Source organism: Helicobacter sp., from assembly GCF_022770205.1.
Lineage (GTDB): Bacteria > Campylobacterota > Campylobacteria > Campylobacterales > Helicobacteraceae > Helicobacter_D.
The window spans coordinates 21,633-42,113 of the sequence record NZ_JALEIK010000014.1 but is presented as its reverse complement, the minus strand read 5'-3'; the positions used below and the strand labels follow the sequence as shown (position 1 = coordinate 42,113).

The window sequence follows — 20,481 nt, the reverse complement described above, 5'->3', positions numbered from 1 at the left end:
CGTCTACCAAACTAAAAAGCAAGTAAAATCAGATAAATCTAAAGCACAAGGAAAGGAAAAATGGTAGAGCGATATGCAAGAAGTGAGATGAAAAATCTCTGGAGTGTGGAGGCCAAATACAGCGCGTGGCTAGAGGTGGAGAAAGCCCTTGTGCGCGGGTGGAATCGCTTAGGGCTAATCCCTGATTCTGATTGTGAGAAAATCTGCAAAAATGCGAAGTTTGATATTACGCGCATTGAGAAAATCGAGGCGGTTACAAAGCATGATTTAATCGCCTTTACCACAAGCGTCGCGGAGTCTTTGGGTGAAGAAAGCCGCTGGGTGCATTATGGGATTACTTCAAGTGATTGCATTGATACGGCTGTGGCGTTGCAAATGCGCGATTCTCTAAAAATTATCATTCAAGATTTACAAGACTTGCGCGAAGTCATAAAAAACCGCGCAATAGAGCATAAATACACGCTTATGGTTGGACGCTCTCATGGAATCCACGGAGAGCCTATCACCTTTGGGCTTGTGCTAGCGATTTGGTATGATGAGTTAGGACGGCATTTAAACGCTTTAGAATCTACCTTAGAAGTCATTGCTGTAGGGCAGCTAAGTGGCGCAATGGGGAATCTCGCGCATACACCTATGGAATTAGAAGAGCTGGTGTGTAAAGAACTAGGGCTAAAGCCCGCGCCTGTGAGTAACCAAGTCATCCAACGCGATAGATATGCAAGGCTAATGAGTGATTTAGCACTTTTGGCCAGTAGTTGCGAGAAAATCGCCATAGAAGTGCGCCATTTGCAACGCACAGAAGTCTATGAAGCTGAAGAGTATTTTGAAAGCGGACAAAAGGGCAGCTCTGCTATGCCACATAAGCGCAATCCGGTTTTGAGTGAAAACATCACAGGGCTTTGCAGAATGATTCGCTCCTATGCTCTGCCGGCAATGGAGAATGTCGCCCTCTGGCATGAGAGGGATATTAGCCATTCAAGTGTGGAGCGCTTCATTTTGCCAGATAGCTTTATTACGACAGATTTTATGCTCCATCGCTTAAAAGGGCTGCTTGAAAAGCTCGTGGTGTATCCAAAAAATATGCTAAAAAATCTTAACTTAACAGGCGGGCTTGTGTTTTCCCAGCGCATACTTTTAGAGCTTCCAAAACAAGGCATATCGCGCGAAGATGCCTATAAAATCGTGCAACGCAATGCGATGCAAGTATGGGGCGATTTGCAAGAAGGAAAAAATGCGCTAAACGATAAAGGCGAATCGCTTTATTTGCAATATCTCTTAGCAGATTCTGAGCTTGTAGGACTTATTGGAGAAGAGGCAATTAGAGAATGCTTTGAGTTTAGCTATTACACAAAAAATGTCGATGCGATTTTTCAAAGAGTGTTTGGGAACAAGATATAAAACCAGAGCATCACAGAAGCCTTTAAAGCCTTTTTTACCGCTATAGGTGATGTTGTGCTGGTATAAAATGTCAATTTAAGGATAGCGCAATGATTACACAGCAAAATCTAAAAGAAGTGCTAGAGCTTTTAGGCTTTGAAAAATTGGAATCTAAAAGCCTAGATTCTAAGCCTACCTACACAAAAACCATAGATTCCCACACAGCAAGTAGATTTTAACAATCAAAAGCTTATCTACCCACAAGGCATAGATATTCATGATGCTACGACTCCAAACTTTTCTCACCCTGACCAAAAAGACAAACCATGACACCAATTAGCCAAGATCATCTAGGAAGGCGCAAATCATCTGCCTTCTTAAAATTACTGAAAATATATAATACACACCAAAACACGCTATCAAAAATCAAATTTAAAGGTAATCAAAATGGCAAGCAACCACCAAAGAGAAGAATTACATAAAGCGATATGGTCCATCGCTGATGATTTGAGAGGTTCAGTGGATGGATGGGATTTTAAGCAGTATGTGCTAGGCGTTATGTTTTATAGATATATATCAGAAAATATAGCTAATTATATAAATGAAGGGGAGAGAGCAGCAGCAGGCGATACCACTTTTGATTATGCAAATTTAAAAGATAGCCAAGCCGAGTTGGAAAGGGCCCTGGTCTAGTAATGTCATGTAATCACCCCACAAATATTATCTGAATAAATTACACCACATTTTTATTATTACCTCAATCAGAACTACTTGTAATGATTTTTCTGGAAAATGGTTGGTATATACATTTCAAATCGGGGAATTATTTGGGACGGTTTATGCATTTTAGGTTTTTTATAATATTAATGATTGCAATGATAAGAGTACTATTTTATGAATTATATATTGGAATTTGAGTAGGTGTCAAAAGGTTATGTAAGGAGATTTTGTTTGTGATAGTTTGGATTATGACATGTTGTATATTATGATCTTTGTGAACAGAACAGCTATCTATAAGGAGGAACTTGCGAATGGATCATTACGAAGAACTGCTTTCAAAAATATGTGACGAAAGAAAAAATCTACCACTTTATAAGTCAATGTCAGAATATAATATCTTTAACGTACTGGGGATTAATGCAAAAGAGGTACTCATGTGCCGTTTTTTAGCGGATTTACTAAATCCGGAAGGACAGCATGGTTGTGGGACTTTGTTTTTGAAATCCTTTCTTGAGGATGTCCTAAATAGAGATGATGTAAATGAAACTTTGCTTGAATACACACATGTCATGAGAGAGTATGTAATAGACCGTGGCAAACGTATTGATATTATGATTGAGAATTCTCGGTTTAATATTCCAATGGAAGTAAAAATTTTTGGAGATGAACAGGAGGGGCAGTGTTATGATTATTACAAATATGCGAAAAATTCTCCATTGGTTTATCTGACAAGATTTGGAGATTCGCCCTCACCCTATAGCCGAAAAAAACAAGGTAGTACAGATATTTTACCACTCAATCACATACGCTGTATTTCATGGAAAGACGATATTTGTTGCTGGCTGACGAAGTTGTTGGAAAAACTGGATAAACCGATGAAGTCAATCATTATACAGTATATAGACAGCATTCATATGTTTACAAATGAAGGAGACAAAAGGTTTATGGAAAGAAACTTAGAAATATTATATAAATCGCCGGACTATTTTAGTGCAGGCATTGAAATTGAAAGGTCTATGAAAACAGCTAAGCTGGGTCTTATGAGACTTGTTTTTGATGACTTTAAGGAGGAAATGGAGATCATTGCCCCCCAATATGGGCTGGAACTTGAGAAAGAATTTGGTTATTATTCGTATGAAGAAAAAGAACATGACAAATTTTACGAAATTAGCGATGGTACATATCCTGGATTAAATTATGTAGTAAAGAAAGCGAAGTTCAAAAAAGGTAGTCTGCAGATGTGGTTTCGTATTGAACTCTGGCATAATCTATATGCCGGAATCACTCTGTTTGATACTGAGTTATTATCACAGGACGGGAAACAAAAAGGATATCAGGTTAACAATATAACGGAAAATCTCATAGATGAAGCAACCCATTATCTTGACAGAGATGTTATGACGCCTTTCAACTGGTGGTTTACATGGTGTTATCCGAATAGAAGACATCAGTTTGATTATTATGATGATGTGCCGGATTTTAAGCATATGAATCAGTGTGCTATCAATCTAGTTGATCGTCAGTACAGAAAGAATTTCGTGAGAAATGCTGTGAAAGTATTTGAGGAACATATTCTGAAATATTTGCGATAGACCGCATCTTGCACAGAAAAGGGGTTTTTCATTCGTCCTTCGGAGTTGTTTGCTAATGTGATTAAATCAGCTAAAAGCCATAGCGCTACATTCACAGATAGCGAGGGTAAAACTAAAAATATAAAAGATAATTTAAATGAATATTTAGAAATGATATTTAACAATAAACGATAAAGGCGAATCGCTTTATTTGCAATATCTCTTAGCAGATTCTGAGCTTGTAGGACTTATCGGCGAAGTTGCGATTAGAGAATGCTTTGAGTTTAGCTACTACACAAAAAATGTAGATTCTATTTTTCAAAGGGTGTTTGGGGAGTGAGAAAAGAGATGTTTTATGGATTGGGAAATATCTAAAATGAGGTGTGGAAAGTGAGTAAAAGGCTTGAGAGTAAAAAACATTTAGTTTTGGAAGCTTTGTATCAGTATTGTAGCAAACACAATAGTTTTACTTTTGATAATAATTTAGTTAAAGAAGTATCTAAACAATATGGTTTTGGCAATCCATTTGACGCGACAAAGCTAGATTCTAGTGAAAAACTCCCACAAAGCTTTATTAATGAAAATATTTGTATTTTGCATTTAGGTAGCGGCTATCATCAGTTTATAAAGGGTATTGATAAACTCTACCACCCTTTTGAAGCTTTGCAAAAACGCATAAGTTGGCAATATAAAAAAGCCTTTTAAATGAATACAATGATAGTGAAAGCAATATTTTACTAGTTTAAAACTTTGGGCTTATACTTTTAGTAATCCTTTGCGTTTAGATTCTATTGTATTTTTAAAATCGTGCGAATATGTTTTGGTAAGGCAATGAAATGAAACTCAATAAACTTTATAACGACGATGTATTAAAAGTGCTTAAAACCTTGCCAGATTCTAGCTTGGATATGGTAATGGGGACCCAGATTATAATGTAGGCATTAATTATAATGGCTCAAAATACACGCAAAAATGGGAAGACTATATACAATGGTATTGTGAGTTGGCTAAAGAATCCATACGTGTATTAAAGCCTAGCGGGAATTTTATTTATGATGAATTATCCTAAGCAAAATGCGTATCTAAGGGTTAAATGCCTAGATTCTATTGCTTATGATGTGCAAGAATATGTATGGGTATATAATACAAATGTTGGGCATAGCAAAAGGCGCCTTACCACAGCCCACAGAAGCATACTTCACGCGACAAAAACAAAGAATAATCATTGTTATAAAGACAATATCGCCCTGCCTTACCAAAACCCCACCGATAAGAGAATCTTACAAAGGCTAAAAGAAGGACATAAGGGCAGAATGCCTTATTCTTGGTTTTATTTTGATTTAGTCAAAAATGTCAGCAAAGACAAAACCTTCCATTCTTGTCAGATTCCCTTGGGCTTAGTGGAAATGTTAATAAAATCTTGCACCAATGAAGGGGATTCTGTGTTTATCCTTTTTGGTGGAAGTGGCGGTGAGCTTGTGCTATGTGAGAAGTTAAAGCGACAATGGCTAAGTTGTGAATTACATAAGCCCTATTATGCAATGATACTTGATAGACTAGCAAATCAAGGAAAAATCAAAGAGGAATTTAAGTTGCAAAGCTCACAAAATCGCAAGGAAGTTTCTTTGTTTTGAGCTTAGATTCTACATTCCAAAATCTATTTTGCTTTTTCACAATTTCAAAAAACTACCCAAATATCCTAAAACAGGCATTTTGACTAGCAAGACATAAAAAGTCATTTTACGGATTTCTGGCACACTCACTTTACTCGCGCCAAACTTACCACAAACAAAAGCATAAAGCCTAAGCCTCCAAACCGCGCCAAATCCCGCGCCCCAAAGGCAAGCCCAAAACAAAGAGAATTTTGCACTTTTTGCCTTGCAATTTTTTACAAAAAAACTTTTTTTGCAAGCCGTGCAACAATTTACTAAAAATAATTCTTTTTAAAAGCCCAAAGTCAAAAGCACTTACAATCCTGCTCCTTTTCCTAGAGAGTTGCCTAAGCGGTGCATTAAACTTTTCTCTTATGTGGGCGAAGTGGTATTTGATCCATTTTGTGGGAGTGGCACGACGCTTTTAGAAGCAGAATCTAATTGTCGCATAGGCATTGGGCTTGAGCTTGATAAAGCGTATTGCAAGCTTATAGAAAAAAGATTAAAAGAGAATGTGAAACTTTTTAAAGTCTAGTGTTATAATGCAGCTAGGCAGTAAATTTACACAGGCTGTTTATAGGTATTAAAAAAGAATCTAGTTGTATAGGCATAAAACGCAAAGAGATAGAATCCAAAATAAAGATAGTGCTTTAGAATATTGGATTTTAAAATCTTAATAAAAGGGATAATTATGAAAAATACATTGTCATTTGAGATTTTTCTAAGCACTCTGAGGGCTACAAATAGGGATTTGGGCTTGTTTGTGGATTGGCAAAAATGTCTAGCAAATAAAGATAGGTTAAGTATTAGCCTTAATGATTTCAATCTTTTGCTAGGTGTATCAAAAGATAGTTTGAGAGATTGCTTTGCTTTTTAATGAATATGCTAAGGCTTTTGATGTTTTGCCTTTGATTTTAGCGATCCGCGAATGTTTTAAATTTCAGCCACCACATAAAAAAATTGGTAAAAAAATGATATAACTTTAAGTTTTCTTTGTAAAACTATATCATTTAAACGAGAATTGTTGTGTTGGAAATAGAATATGTTCTAAATGCTAATACGCGAGATGAAATAAGAAAAGAGTTGATTTTCTTGTTTTTGCAAGAAAAGTCAGGGTGGGAATTTGCTGAAGGCAGATCAGCCTATTAAGTATATAGTTGAATCTGTAGATCAGTATGTTATTTATCTACAAAGACTTACACGACTTAATAAGGGCTTTGACTTTGTTGTGAATGTTGAAAATATGTATTTTAAATTAGGGGATGCTAGGCGACATAGAAACCCTTCTCATACGGACATCGTGGCCATTTTGGTGGCATACAAACAGCATTATTTCAAAGAATACGACAAAATTAAAAAAACTGATAAATAGGATTTTTCAATGTGAGAATTTTGATATTGTAGAAGAAGCAAAAGATTTGCCACCTTTTACAAACTATGATAATGAAGAGATACCTATTGCTGTTGTTTTGTGTTGTATTAAATGGTTGTTTATCAAGCAGGACATTACATATTGGAACAGGTCTGGTAGATCAATGCTGTTTAATGGCTTGCAAAAAAAGATTTAGCTTAATGATTGCTCATACACTCACTCCTACTTTTACAAGTCTAGATTCTACATTTAGTCTCTATCAAGGTGATTGTAATGCGCTTTTGCCACAGATGAAAGAGAGTTTTGATGTGATTTTTGCTGATCCGCCTTATTTTCTCTCAAATGATGGCTTAAGTATCCAAAGCGGTAAGATTGTGAGTGTAAATAAAGGCGAATGGGATAGGGGAGAAAATATTGATGAAATCGATAGATTTAATATGGAGTGGATACGCAATGCTAGAGTCGCCCTAAAGCCAACAGGTAGCATTATGATAAGCGGGACTTATCATAATATTTTTTCACTTGGCAGGGCGTTGCAAAAGCTTGATTTTAAGATTTTAAATATCATTACTTGGCAGAAAACTAATCCCCCACCAAACTTTAGTTGTCGCTATCTTACGCACTCTACTGAGCAAATCATTTGGGCTAGAAAAAGTCATAAACATAAGCATATTTTTAACTATGAGATTCTAAAAAAGCTCAATAACAATAAGCAAATGCGTGATGTGTGGAGTCTCCCAGCTATCGCCCCTTGGGAAAAGACCTTTGGCAAACACCCAACACAAAAGCCCTTAGCCCTTTTGGTGCGATTGCTTTTAATGGCAAGCAATGAAGATTCTATCATTTGCGATCCATTTTCAGGCTCTAGCACTACAGGCATTGCAGCAAATCTCTTGGGTAGGCATTTTGTAGGTATCGAGAAAGAATCTAGCTCTATAGATCTAAGTATAAAACGCAAGGACGAGCTAGACTCTAAATTTAAAGCAATAGAATCTAAAATAACTGATTTAAGGTTGTGTAATAATATTTAGAAAAATAATTTGTGCAATGAAATATATTTATACTCTATAATAAGGGACTTATATGCTACACGCAAAGATAAAGAATTTTTCTTATATAAAATCTTGCACAAAATCTTGGGGAGAGGATTTAGAGCGATATGATTTTGATAATATCAATAACCTGCCTAGCAAATGTATTGTAAATTTTGAGAATAAAAGCTTTGCTATAAGCAAGTGGGTAAGCCCCAAACGCACAAGATCTTATCCTTATGCTAGAGTGTATGATACTTTTAGCAGTGGCACAAATAAGGTAGTAACGATAATCCCACTAATCAAAGATGAAGGGATAAATGGCGATAGGGATTATTTACAATGGGATAGCCTTAGCCTTATGAGTTTGCTCAATGTTTATGCGATTATCGCCTTTTATGACAAGGCAAATTTGCACCCAACAAAGCAGGGCAAAATTACCAATCAGCAATTTAATAATGAGTATATTTGCAAACAACTTAGTAAGCTTACAAATTATCATCAATCAGCATTGCATTGGAATATAAATCAGCTTGAAAATCTTCCTGCCTTAGCACAAAAAGCTAAAAATGCTTATGTGGATATTGCTACATCTCTTGGAGTAAAACTTCATAGTTTGGAAAGTATTGATAAATTCATCGCAAAAATCATAAAAAGCAAAGAATCTTTTATGGATTTCTCACGGACAAAAGCTAGGGCAGCACAGCATAGAGAAATGCTAACTTTGCAGCCAAAAGAGCAAATTGGCATAGGGCAAAAATGTAAAATCACCATAGAAAACTATTTAGGTGGGCAGTATTTTTTCACTTGTGATGATGTGCTATTGCAGGATAATATTTTAGTTTTATGTGAGAGTAAGCATAGTAAAAACGCATTGCTTCCAAGTAGTGATGATGTAAAAGATGGACTCTTAAAACTTATGCTTTATAACAATATAGATTCTATTGTGGGCTATGAGAAGTTTAAAGTAGTTTTGCGACTTACTTCGGGGCTTTTACAAGATAGCTGTATATTGCCTAGTGATAATTTGCAAGATTTCATCAACCGCAATACTTTTTCACAAACGCATATTGCAACACTTCAAGCACTTAATATAGAATCTAGCAACAATCATTTTGAAGTATGGATAAATCTATGAAAAATTATCACAAATCTCCGCTTCGCTATCCCGGAGGCAAAAGCAGGGTGATAAAGTTTCTGCAAGACTTTTTTCCTAAAGATTTTAAAGAGTTTAGAGAGCCATTTTTTGGCGGTGGGAGTGTGGGGCTTTATCTTGCACAAACACATACAAACGCAATTTTTTTTGCTAATGATTTAAACTATGATTTATACTGCTTTTGGCAGACATTAAAAGTGGATTCTATGCGTCTTATTGAAAAGATTGTCGCAATAAAAGAAGCTTATAAAGATGGCAGAGAGTTACACACAGAGATTTTAAGCCGCAGGAAGCAAGATTTAAGCCCATTGCAAAGAGCGGTAGATTTTTTTATCTTAAATCGCGTTACTTTTTCAGGGCTACTTGATTGTGGCGGATATTCTCAAAAGGCTTATGAATCTCGCTTTACACAAAGTAGCATTGAGCGGCTTAGGGCAATGCCACAGATTTTGCAGCATTTTTATTTTAGCAGCGATGATTATGAAGTGCTATTGCAAAAAGAGGGGCAAGGCGTGTTTATATTCCTTGATCCGCCTTATTTTAGCGCGATTAAATCAAAGCTTTATGGCAAAAAGGGTGATTTACACATAGGCTTTGACCACAAAAGGCTTTGTGAAAATCTTAAAAACACAACGCATAAATTTTTGCTAACTTATGATGATAGTGAGTTTATTAGAGAACTTTATAGGGATTTTTATGTAAAAGAATTTAGTGTGCAGTATGGTATGAATAATTTTAAGCAAGATAAGGCACAAAAGGGCAGAGAGCTTTTAATTAGCAATTTTGCTTTATCTAGCCTTTCACTTTTTAGTGCGTAATTTATATGATAGTTATAAGGATTGCGCATAAGCACTAAAAAAGAATCTAGCTTTATAGATATAAGCATAAAATGCAAGAATTCTAAGGGCAAAATGTTGGAATCTAAAATTAAAGATTTAAAATTATTTAGGGCGTTTTGAGAAAGGACTTTAAAATCTTAAGATTTAAATGTGTAAAACTAAATGCTACAATAAGGGCTTTATAAAATCCTAGTAAAAGAATAAAAACCCAAAGAAGTGTTACAAGGCGTAACCACTTCGCTTAAAGCCTCACAAATTTGGGACATAGCGGTAGCAAAAGGGTTGAATAAAGAATTTAGTAAGCACCAGTAAAACTTTCCAAACAATTATGGATTGCTGTATGTAAATGTGAGAAATAGGCAGGATTCTCTCTTTAAAAAGCTCAATTTTTTGGCTAAAGGACAAAGAGATTGAACTATAAAAAAGCTTAAGTGAATCTACAATGTAAGAGAAAAGTGATAAAATCATACAAAGCAAAAAGACACAAAGTGGGCAGGATAAGTGAACTACTTAACGGCTGGCAAAAAGGAAACGCTAGAGCTAAGTTGGAATCTAAATTGCCGTGATTTTATAATTTTAACAATTTGAAAGAAAGTTATTTTTAAGCGGTGTCAAACTCTAGCTTTGCAAACGAAGGAATTTAATTGATAACCATACGAATATTAATAAAGCACTTGATGATGAATTAAAAAATCACACTAAACCCTTAAACTTTCGTCAATTTAAAAAATTATTAACTTTTTGTAGTTTAAATTAAGAAAAAAAAGAGTAAATTCTAAACGATTTTTCAACTCTCAATGTGAAGGAAGGTTAAGATGATAGAAAAAGACAATCTTTTACTTAAACAAGCAGAGGAAAGGCTAGCAAAACTTGCTAAATTTCCAGCACTCAAAAAAGGCAATAGCATTAAAAAAATGCTTAAAGAAAAAGGAATCTCAAGAAGAGATTTTATGAAATGGGCAGGGGCAATGACGACAATGCTAGCGTTACCAGCAAGTTTTGCTCCGCTTACAGCAAAGGCGGCAGAAGTTGCGGATAGACTTCCAGTGATTTGGCTACATTTAGCAGAATGCACAGGCTGTAGTGAGAGCCTACTAAGAAGCGATGGTCCGGGAATTGATAGTCTTATTTTTGATTACATTTCTTTAGAATACCACGAAACACTAATGGCTGCTTCTGGTTTTCAAGCAGAAGAAAACCTAGAATCTGCAATGGAACGCTATAAAGGACGCTATGTATTAATGGTAGAAGGAGGCGTTCCTACTGCACTAGAAGGTGGATATTTAACCATTGGCGCACATGGTAAAACAGGAATGCAAACCGCAATAGAAGCAAGTGAACACGCAGCAGCGATTTTTGCCATTGGAACTTGCTCTAGCTTTGGCGGTATCCAAGCAGCAAATCCAAATCCAACTGCCTCAAAACCGCTCACAGCAGTAACAAATAAGCCTGTAATTAATGTCCCGGGTTGCCCACCAAGTGAGAAAAACATTGTAGGCAATGTGTTGCACTTTATTCTTTTTGGGACCTTACCAAGCCTTGATGCTTACAATCGTCCTAAATGGGCATACGGATTTAGAATCCACGATTTATGTGAAAGGCGCGGGCATTTTGATGCGGGTGAATTTGTCCAAACTTTTGGTGATGAAGGCGCAAAAAGCGGCTATTGCCTGTATAAAGTAGGCTGTAAAGGTCCTTACACTTTCAATAACTGCTCCAAGCTCCGCTTTAACTCACACACAAGCTGGCCTATTCAAGCAGGACACGGCTGTATTGGTTGTAGCGAACCAAACTTTTGGGACACAATGGGACCTTTTGAAGAACCGCTTGCTAGCAAGTTGTATGACACACCTATGCTAGGGGGTGCAGATAGGACAGCAGACACGATTGGAATCACACTTTTAGGAGCGGCTGCTATTGGTATGGCAGCGCACGCTGTGTTGAGCAATATCAAAAAAGAAAAAGATCAAGCATAAGGAGGAATGAATGACAAAACGAATCATTGTAGATCCCATCACAAGAATTGAAGGGCATTTGAGAATTGAGGTGATGGTAGATGAAAATAATGTCATTACCGATGCGTATTCTAGTTCAACATTGTGGCGTGGAATTGAAGTCATTGTAAAAAATCGCGATCCTAGAGATGTGGGCTTTTTGACACAAAGGATTTGTGGGGTTTGCACTTTTTCCCATTACAAAGCCGGAGTTGCAGCAGTAGAAGACGCACTTGGCATTACAGTCCCTTTTAATGCAGAAATGGTACGTTCTTTAATGAATGTTTCTCTTGTCTTACACGATCATTTGGTGCATTTTTATCACTTGCACGGGCTTGATTGGTGTGATATTACCTCTGCTTTAAAAGCAGATCCCAAAAAAGCTTCTGAACTTGCCTTTAAATACTCCAAAACGCCTCTTGCAACAGGTGCAGATGAGTTAACAAATGTGCAAGAAAGAGTTAAAAAGTTTGCAAGCGGAAAACAAGGTTTAGGACCTTTTGCAAACGCATATTGGGGACATAAAACTTACCATTTTTCTCCAGAGCAAAATTTAATTGTTCTCTCACACTACCTAAAAGCACTTGAAGTGCAAAGGGTAGCAGCACAAATGATGGCTATCTTTGGCGCAAAACAACCCCATCCGCAAAGTCTAACAGTTGGTGGGGTAACTTGCGTGATGGATCTTTTAGACCCAACAAGACTTGGAGATTGGCTAACTAAATACAAAGAAGTGCAAGAATTTGTAAATCGTGCATATTATGCTGATATTGTTATGGCAGCTGAAATGTATAAGAATGAGCCAAGTGTGCTTAAGGGCTGTGGAGTGCGCAATTTCTTATGCCACGCTGAAATTCCGGTAAATCGCAGTGAAACTCTTTATAGCACGGGTATTGTTCGCAATGGAGATATTTCAAAACTCCTAGACTTAGATGAAGATTTAATCACAGAAGAAGCTATCCACTCTTGGTATAAAAATGATAAACCTCTGCATCCTTATGATGGTGAAACAGAGCCAAATTACACAGGATTTGTAGATAAAGATACAATTGGACCAGATGGCAACCTTATCCATACGAAAGCCTTAGATACAGATGGCAAATACAGCTGGATTAAATCTCCGCGCTATAATGGAGAGTCTATGGAAGTTGGACCTCTAGCGGCGATTGTTGTGGGGCTTGCTGCGAAAAATCCGCGCATTACACAGATTGCCACACAATTTTTAGAGGATACAGGCTTGCCTATTGAAGCACTTTTTAGCACGCTTGGAAGAACAGCAGCTAGAGCACTTGAATGCAAGCTTTCAGCAAATTATGGAATCGAAGCCTTTAATTCTTTAGTGGAAAATCTAAAAAGTGATCAGGCAACTTGTGCGCCTTATAATATTGATAATAGCAAGGAATACAAAGGGCGTTATATCGGAAATGTGCCACGCGGGACACTAAGCCATTGGGTAAGAATCAAAGATGGTGTGGTTTCAAATTATCAAGCTGTTGTTCCTAGTACTTGGAATGCAGGACCAAAAGATGCTAAAAACCAAATGGGACCTTATGAGGCATCTCTTATTGGCACAAAAATTCAGGATTTAACCCAGCCGCTTGAAATTATCCGCACAATCCATTCCTTTGATCCTTGCATTGCGTGTTCTGTACATTTAATAGACGCAAAGGGGAATGCAATTAGTCAATATAAGCTTGATCCTATTGCAATGAATTGTAACATTTAAAGGGGAAATTATGGAAACAAAATATAAACGCGTTGTTGAGTTTTCTAAGCTTACACGGATTTTTCACTGGATAAGAGCAATTACCATTTTTGTGCTTATTGGAACAGGCTTTTATCTAGGCTATCCCTTCTTAGCTCCTAACAATTTTAGTGGCGAGCCCACAGGATTCCTATATGCGCTAATGCGTAGTTGGCATTTGATTTTTGGATTTGCACTCATTGCGGTTACAATTTTTCGGATTTATTTATTTTTCACCAAAGAATGCGCAAAGGAGCGTCGTTCATTTTCAGACTTCATTAATCCTATGGTTTGGATTGGTGTCATTAAGGCATATTTACTGCTTGGTGGACATCCGCATTTAAAAGGTTCTTATAATCCCTTACAGCTTATCACTTATATCACCATAATGTTGCTCATTCTTGCAATTTCACTTACAGGCTTAGTGCTATATGCAAATGTCTATCACGAGGGCTTTGGAGGATTTATTGCTCCTTTGATGAAGCCCATTGAAGTGTTGTGCGGAGGGCTTGCAAATGTGCGTTCAATCCATCATATCTTAACTTGGGCATTTGTGATTTTTATCCCTATTCACATTTATATGGCTGTATGGAATGCTACACGCTATCCAGGTGGAGGAATTGACTCTATCATAAGTGGTGCTAAATTTGAAAAAGAATAGGAATCCTCCCTATTCTTTAGAAGCTTTATAGGTATTTATTAAAGCAAATTTAAATAATCAAAAAAGTTTTCATCCACTTCAAAACTTGTACTGAGTTGTTTTTTATTAATGAGATGTTTATCTCCAAAAAGATACTTTCTATCTTGCATAATCAAAACCTTATCAGCTAATTTATAGGCATTTTGTGGAAAATGCGTGTTGATAATGATAGCTTTATTTTGCTTTTTTAAATTTTCTAAAACATTTAAAATACAATGTTGATTTTTAAAATCTAAATTAGATTCAGGCTCATCTAATATAATCAACAAAGGATCATTAATAAGAGCCCTCGCTAAAACAACCATTTGCAATTCACCTCCACTTAAATTTGCACAAGATTTTTCACTTAGTTTTGCAATATTAAGCGACTCTAAAATTGCATAGGCTTTTTCTCTGTGCATTTTCTTAGGAATGCTTTTTATGTGCATATTGCAACCCAGCAAAACCATATCCAAGACGCTTAAGTTGATACTAGAATTTTTCGCTTGAGGCACATAGGCTATTTGTGAAAAAAGCTTCTTAATAGGAATGCTTTTAATATCTTTTTGGAGTAAAAAACTTTTCCCATTCGTCCATTTTAAAAGCCCAATGCAACATTTAATCAGCGTTGTCTTCCCCACTCCGTTATGCCCTAAAATCGCTAAAATTTCTCCGGGATTTAAATCAAAATTTAAATCCTTAAAAACCATCTTATCCTTATAGGCAAAACACGCTCCATTGATTTTAAACACACTCATAAATTCACTCCTTTAAAACGATAAAGTATAAAAAGAAATACCGATGCACCAATAAAGGCACTCAATACAGAAATAGGAATCTCCTGTCCGAATAAATTCCTACTCATAGTATCAATAATCAACATAAAGATAGCTCCTATAAATACGCTAGTAGGAAGGATTTTCGCATTATCACTTCCAAAAATCAGCCTTGCAATATGTGGTATAATAAGCCCCACCCAAGAAATAATCCCACACAAACTTACAATAGAAGAGATGATAAGCGTATTGACAACAATAAGAATGATTCTTAGCTGTGTTACATTTAAACCAAGACTTTTAGCCTCCAAATCCTCCAGCATTAAAAGATTATGCTTCCATCTAAAAAAGAGTAAAATTAAAATTCCAACGCTTGTAATGACACAACAAAAAACTATCTGTGCCACATCACTAACCTGCAAAGAACCTAAAAGCCAGTAAGTTATCACAGGCAAGACATCTTGTGGATCAGCTAAATATTTCACCAAGGAAATGAAGCTTTGAAAAAGTGCCGCTACAATAATTCCAGCAAGCACTATCATCACATAATTACTAGCTCCCCTTGCAATAAAAAGCGTAAGAGTCAAACTTATGATTCCAAAGAGAAAAGCCAGAGAATTTACCCAAAAAACGCCCAAACCAAAAAGCAAAGCTAAAACCGCACCAAATGCTGAACCACTAGTTACCCCTAAAATATCCGGCGATGCTAAAGGATTTTTAAAAATAGCTTGAAAAGAAGCTCCAGCAATACCCAAAGTCGCCCCACAAAAGAGTGCTAAGATTACCCTTGGAAGCCTTATATCAAAGAATATAAACGCAGCATTGGCTAGATTTTCATCATATTCTAAAAGATGGAATCGCATTAAGAGAATCTTATAAAGCTCCTCAAGGCTTAAGCTATACCTTCCCAAACTCAAACAATACAAACAAACAACAATCAAAATCAATAATAAAACTATATATCTCATTGCTTTATCGTGCCTTGTATGGGAGTAGGATTAAACACCCTCTCTAGCTGCTCTTCACTAAGCTCAAGATTGAAAAAAGTTTTAAAATGCTCTTTATAAACCTCTTTTATATCCATATCCCTAAAAGCATCGGGATAATTTTTTTGCGCAAGATAAAGCAAAAAAGGTCCAAAATCAAGATTAGGCGCAAAAGCCCTGTAAGAGCCTAAAGGCACTTTATAAACTCTTTTATCTTTCACAGCTTGCAAGCCTTGCCATTTTTTATCATCATATAAATCCTGTGGCATTAGCGGTGTGAAATTACTAATAAAAATCACCTCCGGATTAAGCTTATAAACCTCCTCTAAATTAATGCTACCATTTGCTTTAAAATCATAGCTATTAGCTGCCCCACTTTGTTTATAAAAATAATCCGCATAAAATCCCGGAGAAATATTTTTCTCGCTATATTGTCTAACAATCAAAACCCTAGGCTTTGTTTTACCCTCTATCCTTTGTGCTATGTCCTTTTGAATACGCTCAATCTCGGCGATGAGTTTTTGGTTTTTCTCTTTAATGGGAAAATATTTTTCTAACTGAAAAATCCAGCTCTCCAAAGCTTTCTTGAAATTATAATTATCCACATTAACACCAAGCTCTATCAATTCCACCCCCGCTTTTTTAAGAGCACCACAAATTTTAACATTAGCCTGATGACAAATATACAAATCTGCTTTAAGTAGCAAAAGCTCCTCTATATTATCATTATCAGAATTTGCTCCTTTTTTAATCTCTCTTAGCTTAGGAAAAAAGTCCAAAACCACAGAATCCTCAATCAAACCCGACCTAGGCATATAGATAATTTCAGCATCGGTATAAACACTAAGCATATTAGGCACAGGCCACATTCCACCAATGACAGCAACCTTTGTCTTTGCAAAACCTTGAGCATAAAACAAGCAGCATAAAGCCAGCACAAACGCAATTTTTTTCATAATTTATCCTTTCAAAATGTCGTATTCAATCCATTGGATGTATTTTTCAAAAAAGGGCAAGGTAATGGGCATAAAGCCCTGCCCTATGTGAAAATCCGGATCTAGGGCACTCAAATAAAGCCTCCCTTTAAAATGCAAATCATCCTTATAAAGTATGTTCTCACCAATTTCATTGATGAGTATTCTTTGGCATCCTTCCTCCACTTTAAAAGTGCCGTGATAATGCCACTTACACTCCTCAATGCTTAGAAAATTCCAAAATGTATGGTTTGCATTAAAAGCAAAAAGAGGCAAATCTGCCCCCTCGTGAATCCACCACCAAAAATTCACTTCTCCTTCTTTATAAACTATATGGGGCAAATACTCCTCCTCCACTCCACCTAAAATCGCTATATTTCCACCCTCCTCCAGATAATCTAGCAATTTTTGCGCATTGAGTCTTAAAAATTTAGGATTCAAACGCGAAGAGAGAAAAACGCAATCATAATTTTTCAAATCATAACTATGCAGCTTAGGCAAATAAATTACCTCACTAAACAAATGCGCAAATTCAGTCCTTGCAAGCAAAGCCTGATGAAAATAACTCCCACCTAGCACAATAGCTCTTTTTATCACCCTATCTCCTTTAAATGCCCTTCGAGCCATAGCAAAAGATTAAAAGCTAGTCTTTTTGCTGTGCTGTTTTCAAAAAACCCAAATCCTAGTAAATCTGCCCCTGCTGTGTGGATGAGCAGCCCTTGTGTGTTATCTACATAAGCGACGCATCGTCCATCGCTATCCTTTAAAAAAATTTCAGCATTTTTAGGGCAATCTATAAAACCTCTTGAAAAAAATCCTTTAACCCCCCGCCTATAACTTATGTCATAGGATTTTACCCCCCTAGTGATGCAGTGCTCTAAAGGTTCAATATCCCTTAGCTTAATAGGTGTTTTGCTCGCTGTGTATAGGGGAAGCTTGGGTAAATATTGTAAATAAGTCGGAGCAAAATTTAAAAGAATTCCTCCATTAGTTAAAAAATTTTTAATTTGATTTTTATTTTCAAATAATAAAATCTGGTCAATATCCGTAGGAAAGATAATAATCTTATAGCTTGTAAAGACATTCTCTTCTTTTAAAAATTCCTCATAAGCATCTTTAGAAAAAATCAGCCCTTCTTCAAAATAATCCCCATAAGGTTTTTTATAACCCTGCGTGTCTAAATAAACAATACCCTTATGCTTTTTAATGTGTTTAAAATCGCAATGGGAATAATCAAAAAGCGACATTGCCAACCTTAAAGAAATTTGATAGCGGGAATTCTATAAATTTTCAACTTATAAAAATATTAATAATAATTATCATTAATAATATTTTAGAATTTTTATAAACCTTAACTTTATCCTTTAATTTTTTATCCGTTTTGGGTAAAATCCACAATCAATTAGCAATTTAAGGTAGGGTTTTGAAAATACTGATTTTAGGCATAGGTAATATTCTCTTTGGCGATGAAGGCATTGGCGTGCATTTATCCAATCTCTTAAAGCTCAATTACAAGTTTAGCGGTGAGCATTCTGTGGATATTGTAGATGGTGGGACAATGGCACAGCACCTAATCCCGCTTATCTCACAATACGATTCTGTGCTAATTATGGATTCCATTGATGCAAACGATGCAAAGGTTGGCGATGTGTATTTTTTTGACTTTAATGCGATTCCAAACGCCATCACTTGGGCAGGAAGTGCGCACGAAGTGGAGATACTCCAAACCTTAAAAATGATTGAAATGCTAGGTGATTTACCACCAACAAAAATTCTAGGAATCAAACCCTTTATCATCGGTGAAAGCACAACTTTTGATTTAACGCAAGAAGTTTTACAAGGGGCTAAACTTATGGAATCCCAAGCAATTAAATATTTAGAATCGCTTAATGTGATTGTAGAAAGAAAAGGCAATCAGGATTTACAAGAGATTGCAAAATTTTCCTATAAAGGCTATGCGTGATATTTGCAAGCTACACTTTTGAAAATATCGCCAATTTAAAGCATACAAAATTTAGCACAGATTCCATTAAAAACTTCCTTTTACAAGCCCTATATGCTGCCCTTGAAAGCAAGCAATTAGAAGGGCAATGCGTGCAAAATTACGATTCTATTAGCCTTCAAACACGAGGCACACAAGAACAGATTTTAGAATTTAGCAACACCCTAACACAATACATTCCGCTATCCTTACAATGGGCTTTTAAAGAGCTTACGCTCATAGAATCCTTTAGCACACAAGGAATCTTAAAAAAGGATTCCAACTTTAAAAGCCATTTTTTAACTCCCTTAGAACTTCACAATCTTACAAACAAGGATTCTAAAGATTTTTGTAATTTGTGGGGAGATTTTATCCATTATAAACAAGAGAAAATTACTTTTTTGCAAAAGGATAAAAAGCTAGAAATTAGCAACTCTGCAGAGCTAAAACAAGCTTTAGAAACAAATGCACAATTACTAAAAAATGGCGAACAAATTTTTCTAAAAACAATCTTTGGCAAATACGCCGTTATTTTGCTTGATGAAAAGCGCAAAGCCCAAGAAACAAAGCTTTTGAATGATTTTATGTTTATGCCTTTTTCCTTAGATTGCGCAAAGCTTATCTTTAAAGCAGAAGAGCAAGATTTACAAGCCCTAGCCACGCTAGAGAAGCCCTTAATTACTCTTAGTCCAAAAAGCATTTTTGCAGACTTTTTTCCTAATGCGTTTGTGAATGTGATTCTTCCTTTTGAACCGCATTTAGTGCTTTTAAGCAAATTTTTAGAAGAGTATCAAGGTTTATATTTATTGCCACTGGATAAAAAACTAGAGAATGGAATCCCTCCGTTACACATTAGTGTGGCAAAAAATGGGCTAATCCTAGCACACAGCTTTAGCCCCTTTACACCAAATGCGAACCTGCACGCATTTAAAAACACAATCACAAGCAATCATTTAGAGCGCACAAATGCAGTTTATCTAGGTAGACAAAACACACGCTTTTTAGTGTATTTTGATAATAGCTTTAAAGAAGCCTTAGAATTTAGCTTTGAATCCAATTTAAGCAATACCATTGCTACTTTAGAATCGCTTAATGCAACTACGCAAAGCCTACTTAAAAACTTCACAAAAGAAAATGAAACCTTGATTGCGCATTTAAAATCCTTGCCTAAAGATTCCATCATCTCTGAAAATTTACTAGATTTAATAGGAATGGCAGGAGTTTTATTAGATTTAGGGAACGAAACAGATTTGCAACACGCTTACAAGCAAGTTTTACAAAGTTCTGCTAACTTTATGGGGCAAAAGGGACCACGCATTGACTTCCGCTTGGAGCGCGATAGCGAAGGTAAAATTTCTCTTAACACACTACGCACTTTGCGTTCTGTGATGAGTTTTAAACTTGCTGGTGTTGAAACTCCCCTACTTTGCTTTGGAATTTTAGATTCTTTAGCAGAGTTTTTTGCAAACCTTAGCCGTGATATGAATGAAAACTACCACACACAAGGCATAGTTCTTTGTGGAGAAATGTTTTTCAACAAGCAATTTTTAAATCAGTTTTTACATTATCTTCCTAAGACTTCAGAAACTTTTGCCTGTGAAACTATGGAGTTTACACACCAATAGTGTA

Annotated in this window: 21 protein-coding genes and 2 pseudogenes; 18 read left to right on the top strand and 5 right to left on the bottom strand. The window is 36.1% G+C overall.

Annotation, left to right across the window (positions count from 1 at the left end):
- Window positions 1–60: 60 nt before the first annotated feature.
- From purB to cybH, 16 genes and pseudogenes are all read left to right on the top strand, one after another.
- Complete coding sequence (gene purB, locus MRZ19_RS02275; protein WP_291029902.1) at window positions 61–1,398, top strand: adenylosuccinate lyase; 1,338 nt, start codon at window positions 61–63, stop codon at window positions 1,396–1,398.
- 89 nt (window positions 1,399–1,487) lie between these two features.
- Complete coding sequence (locus MRZ19_RS02270) at window positions 1,488–1,616, top strand: hypothetical protein (protein ID WP_291029900.1); 129 nt, start codon at window positions 1,488–1,490, stop codon at window positions 1,614–1,616.
- A gap of 208 nt (window positions 1,617–1,824) precedes the next feature.
- Complete coding sequence (locus MRZ19_RS02265) at window positions 1,825–2,070, top strand: type I restriction-modification system subunit M N-terminal domain-containing protein (RefSeq protein WP_366936141.1); 246 nt, start codon at window positions 1,825–1,827, stop codon at window positions 2,068–2,070.
- A 338-nt stretch (window positions 2,071–2,408) separates the two neighbouring features.
- The gene (locus MRZ19_RS02260) at window positions 2,409–3,689 is read left to right on the top strand and encodes a PD-(D/E)XK nuclease family protein (RefSeq protein WP_291029898.1); all 1,281 of its coding nucleotides are present in this window, start codon (window positions 2,409–2,411) and stop codon (window positions 3,687–3,689) included.
- A gap of 163 nt (window positions 3,690–3,852) precedes the next feature.
- A pseudogene (locus tag MRZ19_RS02255) lies at window positions 3,853–4,008 on the top strand (adenylosuccinate lyase); the annotation flags it as partial.
- 50 nt (window positions 4,009–4,058) lie between these two features.
- Window positions 4,059–4,373, top strand: coding sequence for a hypothetical protein (locus MRZ19_RS02250; RefSeq protein WP_291029896.1), 315 nt, complete (start codon window positions 4,059–4,061; stop codon window positions 4,371–4,373).
- 347 nt (window positions 4,374–4,720) lie between these two features.
- Window positions 4,721–5,302 carry a site-specific DNA-methyltransferase gene (locus tag MRZ19_RS02245; RefSeq protein ID WP_291029894.1) on the top strand — a complete coding sequence of 194 codons (582 nt, stop codon included), beginning with the start codon at window positions 4,721–4,723 and terminating at the stop codon, window positions 5,300–5,302.
- Between the two features lie 340 nt (window positions 5,303–5,642).
- A pseudogene (locus tag MRZ19_RS02240) lies at window positions 5,643–5,855 on the top strand (site-specific DNA-methyltransferase); the annotation flags it as partial.
- Between the two features lie 156 nt (window positions 5,856–6,011).
- Complete coding sequence (locus MRZ19_RS02235; protein WP_291029892.1) at window positions 6,012–6,197, top strand: DpnII family type II restriction endonuclease; 186 nt, start codon at window positions 6,012–6,014, stop codon at window positions 6,195–6,197.
- A gap of 385 nt (window positions 6,198–6,582) precedes the next feature.
- Window positions 6,583–6,888: a hypothetical protein gene (locus MRZ19_RS02230; RefSeq protein WP_291029890.1), complete on the top strand. Its 306-nt coding sequence runs from the start codon at window positions 6,583–6,585 to the stop codon at window positions 6,886–6,888.
- Between the two features lie 4 nt (window positions 6,889–6,892).
- Window positions 6,893–7,723, top strand: coding sequence for a site-specific DNA-methyltransferase (locus MRZ19_RS02225; RefSeq protein ID WP_291029888.1), 831 nt, complete (start codon window positions 6,893–6,895; stop codon window positions 7,721–7,723).
- A gap of 52 nt (window positions 7,724–7,775) precedes the next feature.
- Window positions 7,776–8,861, top strand: a complete 1,086-nt coding sequence (locus MRZ19_RS02220; protein ID WP_291029886.1) for a hypothetical protein — start codon at window positions 7,776–7,778, stop codon at window positions 8,859–8,861.
- Entirely contained in the window at window positions 8,858–9,697 is an 840-nt protein-coding gene (locus tag MRZ19_RS02215) for a DNA adenine methylase (RefSeq protein ID WP_291029884.1), read from the top strand. Before MRZ19_RS02220 ends, MRZ19_RS02215 begins: the two co-directional genes overlap by 4 nt.
- Window positions 9,698–10,533: 836 nt before the next feature.
- Window positions 10,534–11,694: a hydrogenase small subunit gene (locus tag MRZ19_RS02210; RefSeq protein ID WP_291029882.1), complete on the top strand. Its 1,161-nt coding sequence runs from the start codon at window positions 10,534–10,536 to the stop codon at window positions 11,692–11,694.
- A 10-nt stretch (window positions 11,695–11,704) separates the two neighbouring features.
- On the top strand, window positions 11,705–13,438 hold the full coding sequence (locus MRZ19_RS02205) for a nickel-dependent hydrogenase large subunit (protein ID WP_291029879.1): 1,734 nt from the start codon (window positions 11,705–11,707) through the stop codon (window positions 13,436–13,438).
- Window positions 13,439–13,448: 10 nt separating this feature from the next.
- On the top strand, window positions 13,449–14,117 hold the full coding sequence (gene cybH / locus MRZ19_RS02200; protein ID WP_291029877.1) for a Ni/Fe-hydrogenase, b-type cytochrome subunit: 669 nt from the start codon (window positions 13,449–13,451) through the stop codon (window positions 14,115–14,117).
- 38 nt (window positions 14,118–14,155) lie between these two features.
- Here the strand turns inward: cybH and MRZ19_RS02195 are convergent, their stop codons facing one another.
- The 5 genes from MRZ19_RS02195 to MRZ19_RS02175 are packed head-to-tail and all read right to left on the bottom strand — an operon-like array spanning window position 14,156 to window position 18,118.
- Complete coding sequence (locus MRZ19_RS02195; protein WP_291029875.1) at window positions 14,156–14,893, bottom strand: ABC transporter ATP-binding protein; 738 nt, start codon at window positions 14,891–14,893, stop codon at window positions 14,156–14,158.
- Window positions 14,890–15,879: an iron ABC transporter permease gene (locus MRZ19_RS02190; protein ID WP_291029873.1), complete on the bottom strand. Its 990-nt coding sequence runs from the start codon at window positions 15,877–15,879 to the stop codon at window positions 14,890–14,892. Before MRZ19_RS02190 ends, MRZ19_RS02195 begins: the two co-directional genes overlap by 4 nt.
- On the bottom strand, window positions 15,876–16,853 hold the full coding sequence (locus MRZ19_RS02185; protein WP_291029871.1) for an ABC transporter substrate-binding protein: 978 nt from the start codon (window positions 16,851–16,853) through the stop codon (window positions 15,876–15,878). The genes MRZ19_RS02190 and MRZ19_RS02185 overlap by 4 nt, the downstream gene beginning before the upstream one ends.
- Window positions 16,854–16,856: 3 nt before the next feature.
- A complete protein-coding gene (locus MRZ19_RS02180) occupies window positions 16,857–17,468 on the bottom strand; it encodes a hypothetical protein (RefSeq protein ID WP_291029869.1) in 612 nt (203 codons plus the stop codon).
- A complete protein-coding gene (locus MRZ19_RS02175) occupies window positions 17,465–18,118 on the bottom strand; it encodes a hypothetical protein (protein ID WP_291029867.1) in 654 nt (217 codons plus the stop codon). The genes MRZ19_RS02180 and MRZ19_RS02175 overlap by 4 nt, the downstream gene beginning before the upstream one ends.
- 176 nt (window positions 18,119–18,294) lie before the next feature.
- On the opposite strand from MRZ19_RS02175, the gene MRZ19_RS02170 reads away from it, so the two are divergent.
- Together MRZ19_RS02170 and MRZ19_RS02165 are read left to right on the top strand one after the other, a co-directional pair.
- Window positions 18,295–18,834, top strand: coding sequence for a HyaD/HybD family hydrogenase maturation endopeptidase (locus MRZ19_RS02170; RefSeq protein WP_291029866.1), 540 nt, complete (start codon window positions 18,295–18,297; stop codon window positions 18,832–18,834).
- A complete protein-coding gene (locus tag MRZ19_RS02165; RefSeq protein ID WP_291029864.1) occupies window positions 18,831–20,477 on the top strand; it encodes a protein hydE in 1,647 nt (548 codons plus the stop codon). The genes MRZ19_RS02170 and MRZ19_RS02165 overlap by 4 nt, the downstream gene beginning before the upstream one ends.
- The last annotated feature ends 4 nt before the right edge of the window (window positions 20,478–20,481 follow it).

Excerpts from the sequence above, each read along its gene's own strand:
- MRZ19_RS02270 (WP_291029900.1), top strand. The coding sequence starts at position 1,488 with ATGATTACACAGCAAAATCTAAAAGAAGTGCTAGAGCTTTTAGGCTTT.
- MRZ19_RS02225 (WP_291029888.1), top strand. The coding sequence starts at position 6,893 with ATGATTGCTCATACACTCACTCCTACTTTTACAAGTCTAGATTCTACA.
- cybH (WP_291029877.1), top strand. The coding sequence starts at position 13,449 with ATGGAAACAAAATATAAACGCGTTGTTGAGTTTTCTAAGCTTACACGG.
- MRZ19_RS02230 (WP_291029890.1), top strand. The coding sequence starts at position 6,583 with ATGCTAGGCGACATAGAAACCCTTCTCATACGGACATCGTGGCCATTT.
- MRZ19_RS02205 (WP_291029879.1), top strand. The coding sequence starts at position 11,705 with ATGACAAAACGAATCATTGTAGATCCCATCACAAGAATTGAAGGGCAT.
- MRZ19_RS02245 (WP_291029894.1), top strand. The coding sequence starts at position 4,721 with ATGATGAATTATCCTAAGCAAAATGCGTATCTAAGGGTTAAATGCCTA.
- MRZ19_RS02190 (WP_291029873.1), bottom strand. The coding sequence starts at position 15,879 with ATGAGATATATAGTTTTATTATTGATTTTGATTGTTGTTTGTTTGTAT.
- MRZ19_RS02235 (WP_291029892.1), top strand. The coding sequence starts at position 6,012 with ATGAAAAATACATTGTCATTTGAGATTTTTCTAAGCACTCTGAGGGCT.
- MRZ19_RS02195 (WP_291029875.1), bottom strand. The coding sequence starts at position 14,893 with ATGAGTGTGTTTAAAATCAATGGAGCGTGTTTTGCCTATAAGGATAAG.
- MRZ19_RS02210 (WP_291029882.1), top strand. The coding sequence starts at position 10,534 with ATGATAGAAAAAGACAATCTTTTACTTAAACAAGCAGAGGAAAGGCTA.
- MRZ19_RS02220 (WP_291029886.1), top strand. The coding sequence starts at position 7,776 with ATGCTACACGCAAAGATAAAGAATTTTTCTTATATAAAATCTTGCACA.
- MRZ19_RS02265 (WP_366936141.1), top strand. The coding sequence starts at position 1,825 with ATGGCAAGCAACCACCAAAGAGAAGAATTACATAAAGCGATATGGTCC.
- MRZ19_RS02260 (WP_291029898.1), top strand. The coding sequence starts at position 2,409 with ATGGATCATTACGAAGAACTGCTTTCAAAAATATGTGACGAAAGAAAA.
- MRZ19_RS02175 (WP_291029867.1), bottom strand. The coding sequence starts at position 18,118 with ATGTCGCTTTTTGATTATTCCCATTGCGATTTTAAACACATTAAAAAG.
- purB (WP_291029902.1), top strand. The coding sequence starts at position 61 with ATGGTAGAGCGATATGCAAGAAGTGAGATGAAAAATCTCTGGAGTGTG.
- MRZ19_RS02215 (WP_291029884.1), top strand. The coding sequence starts at position 8,858 with ATGAAAAATTATCACAAATCTCCGCTTCGCTATCCCGGAGGCAAAAGC.
- MRZ19_RS02185 (WP_291029871.1), bottom strand. The coding sequence starts at position 16,853 with ATGAAAAAAATTGCGTTTGTGCTGGCTTTATGCTGCTTGTTTTATGCT.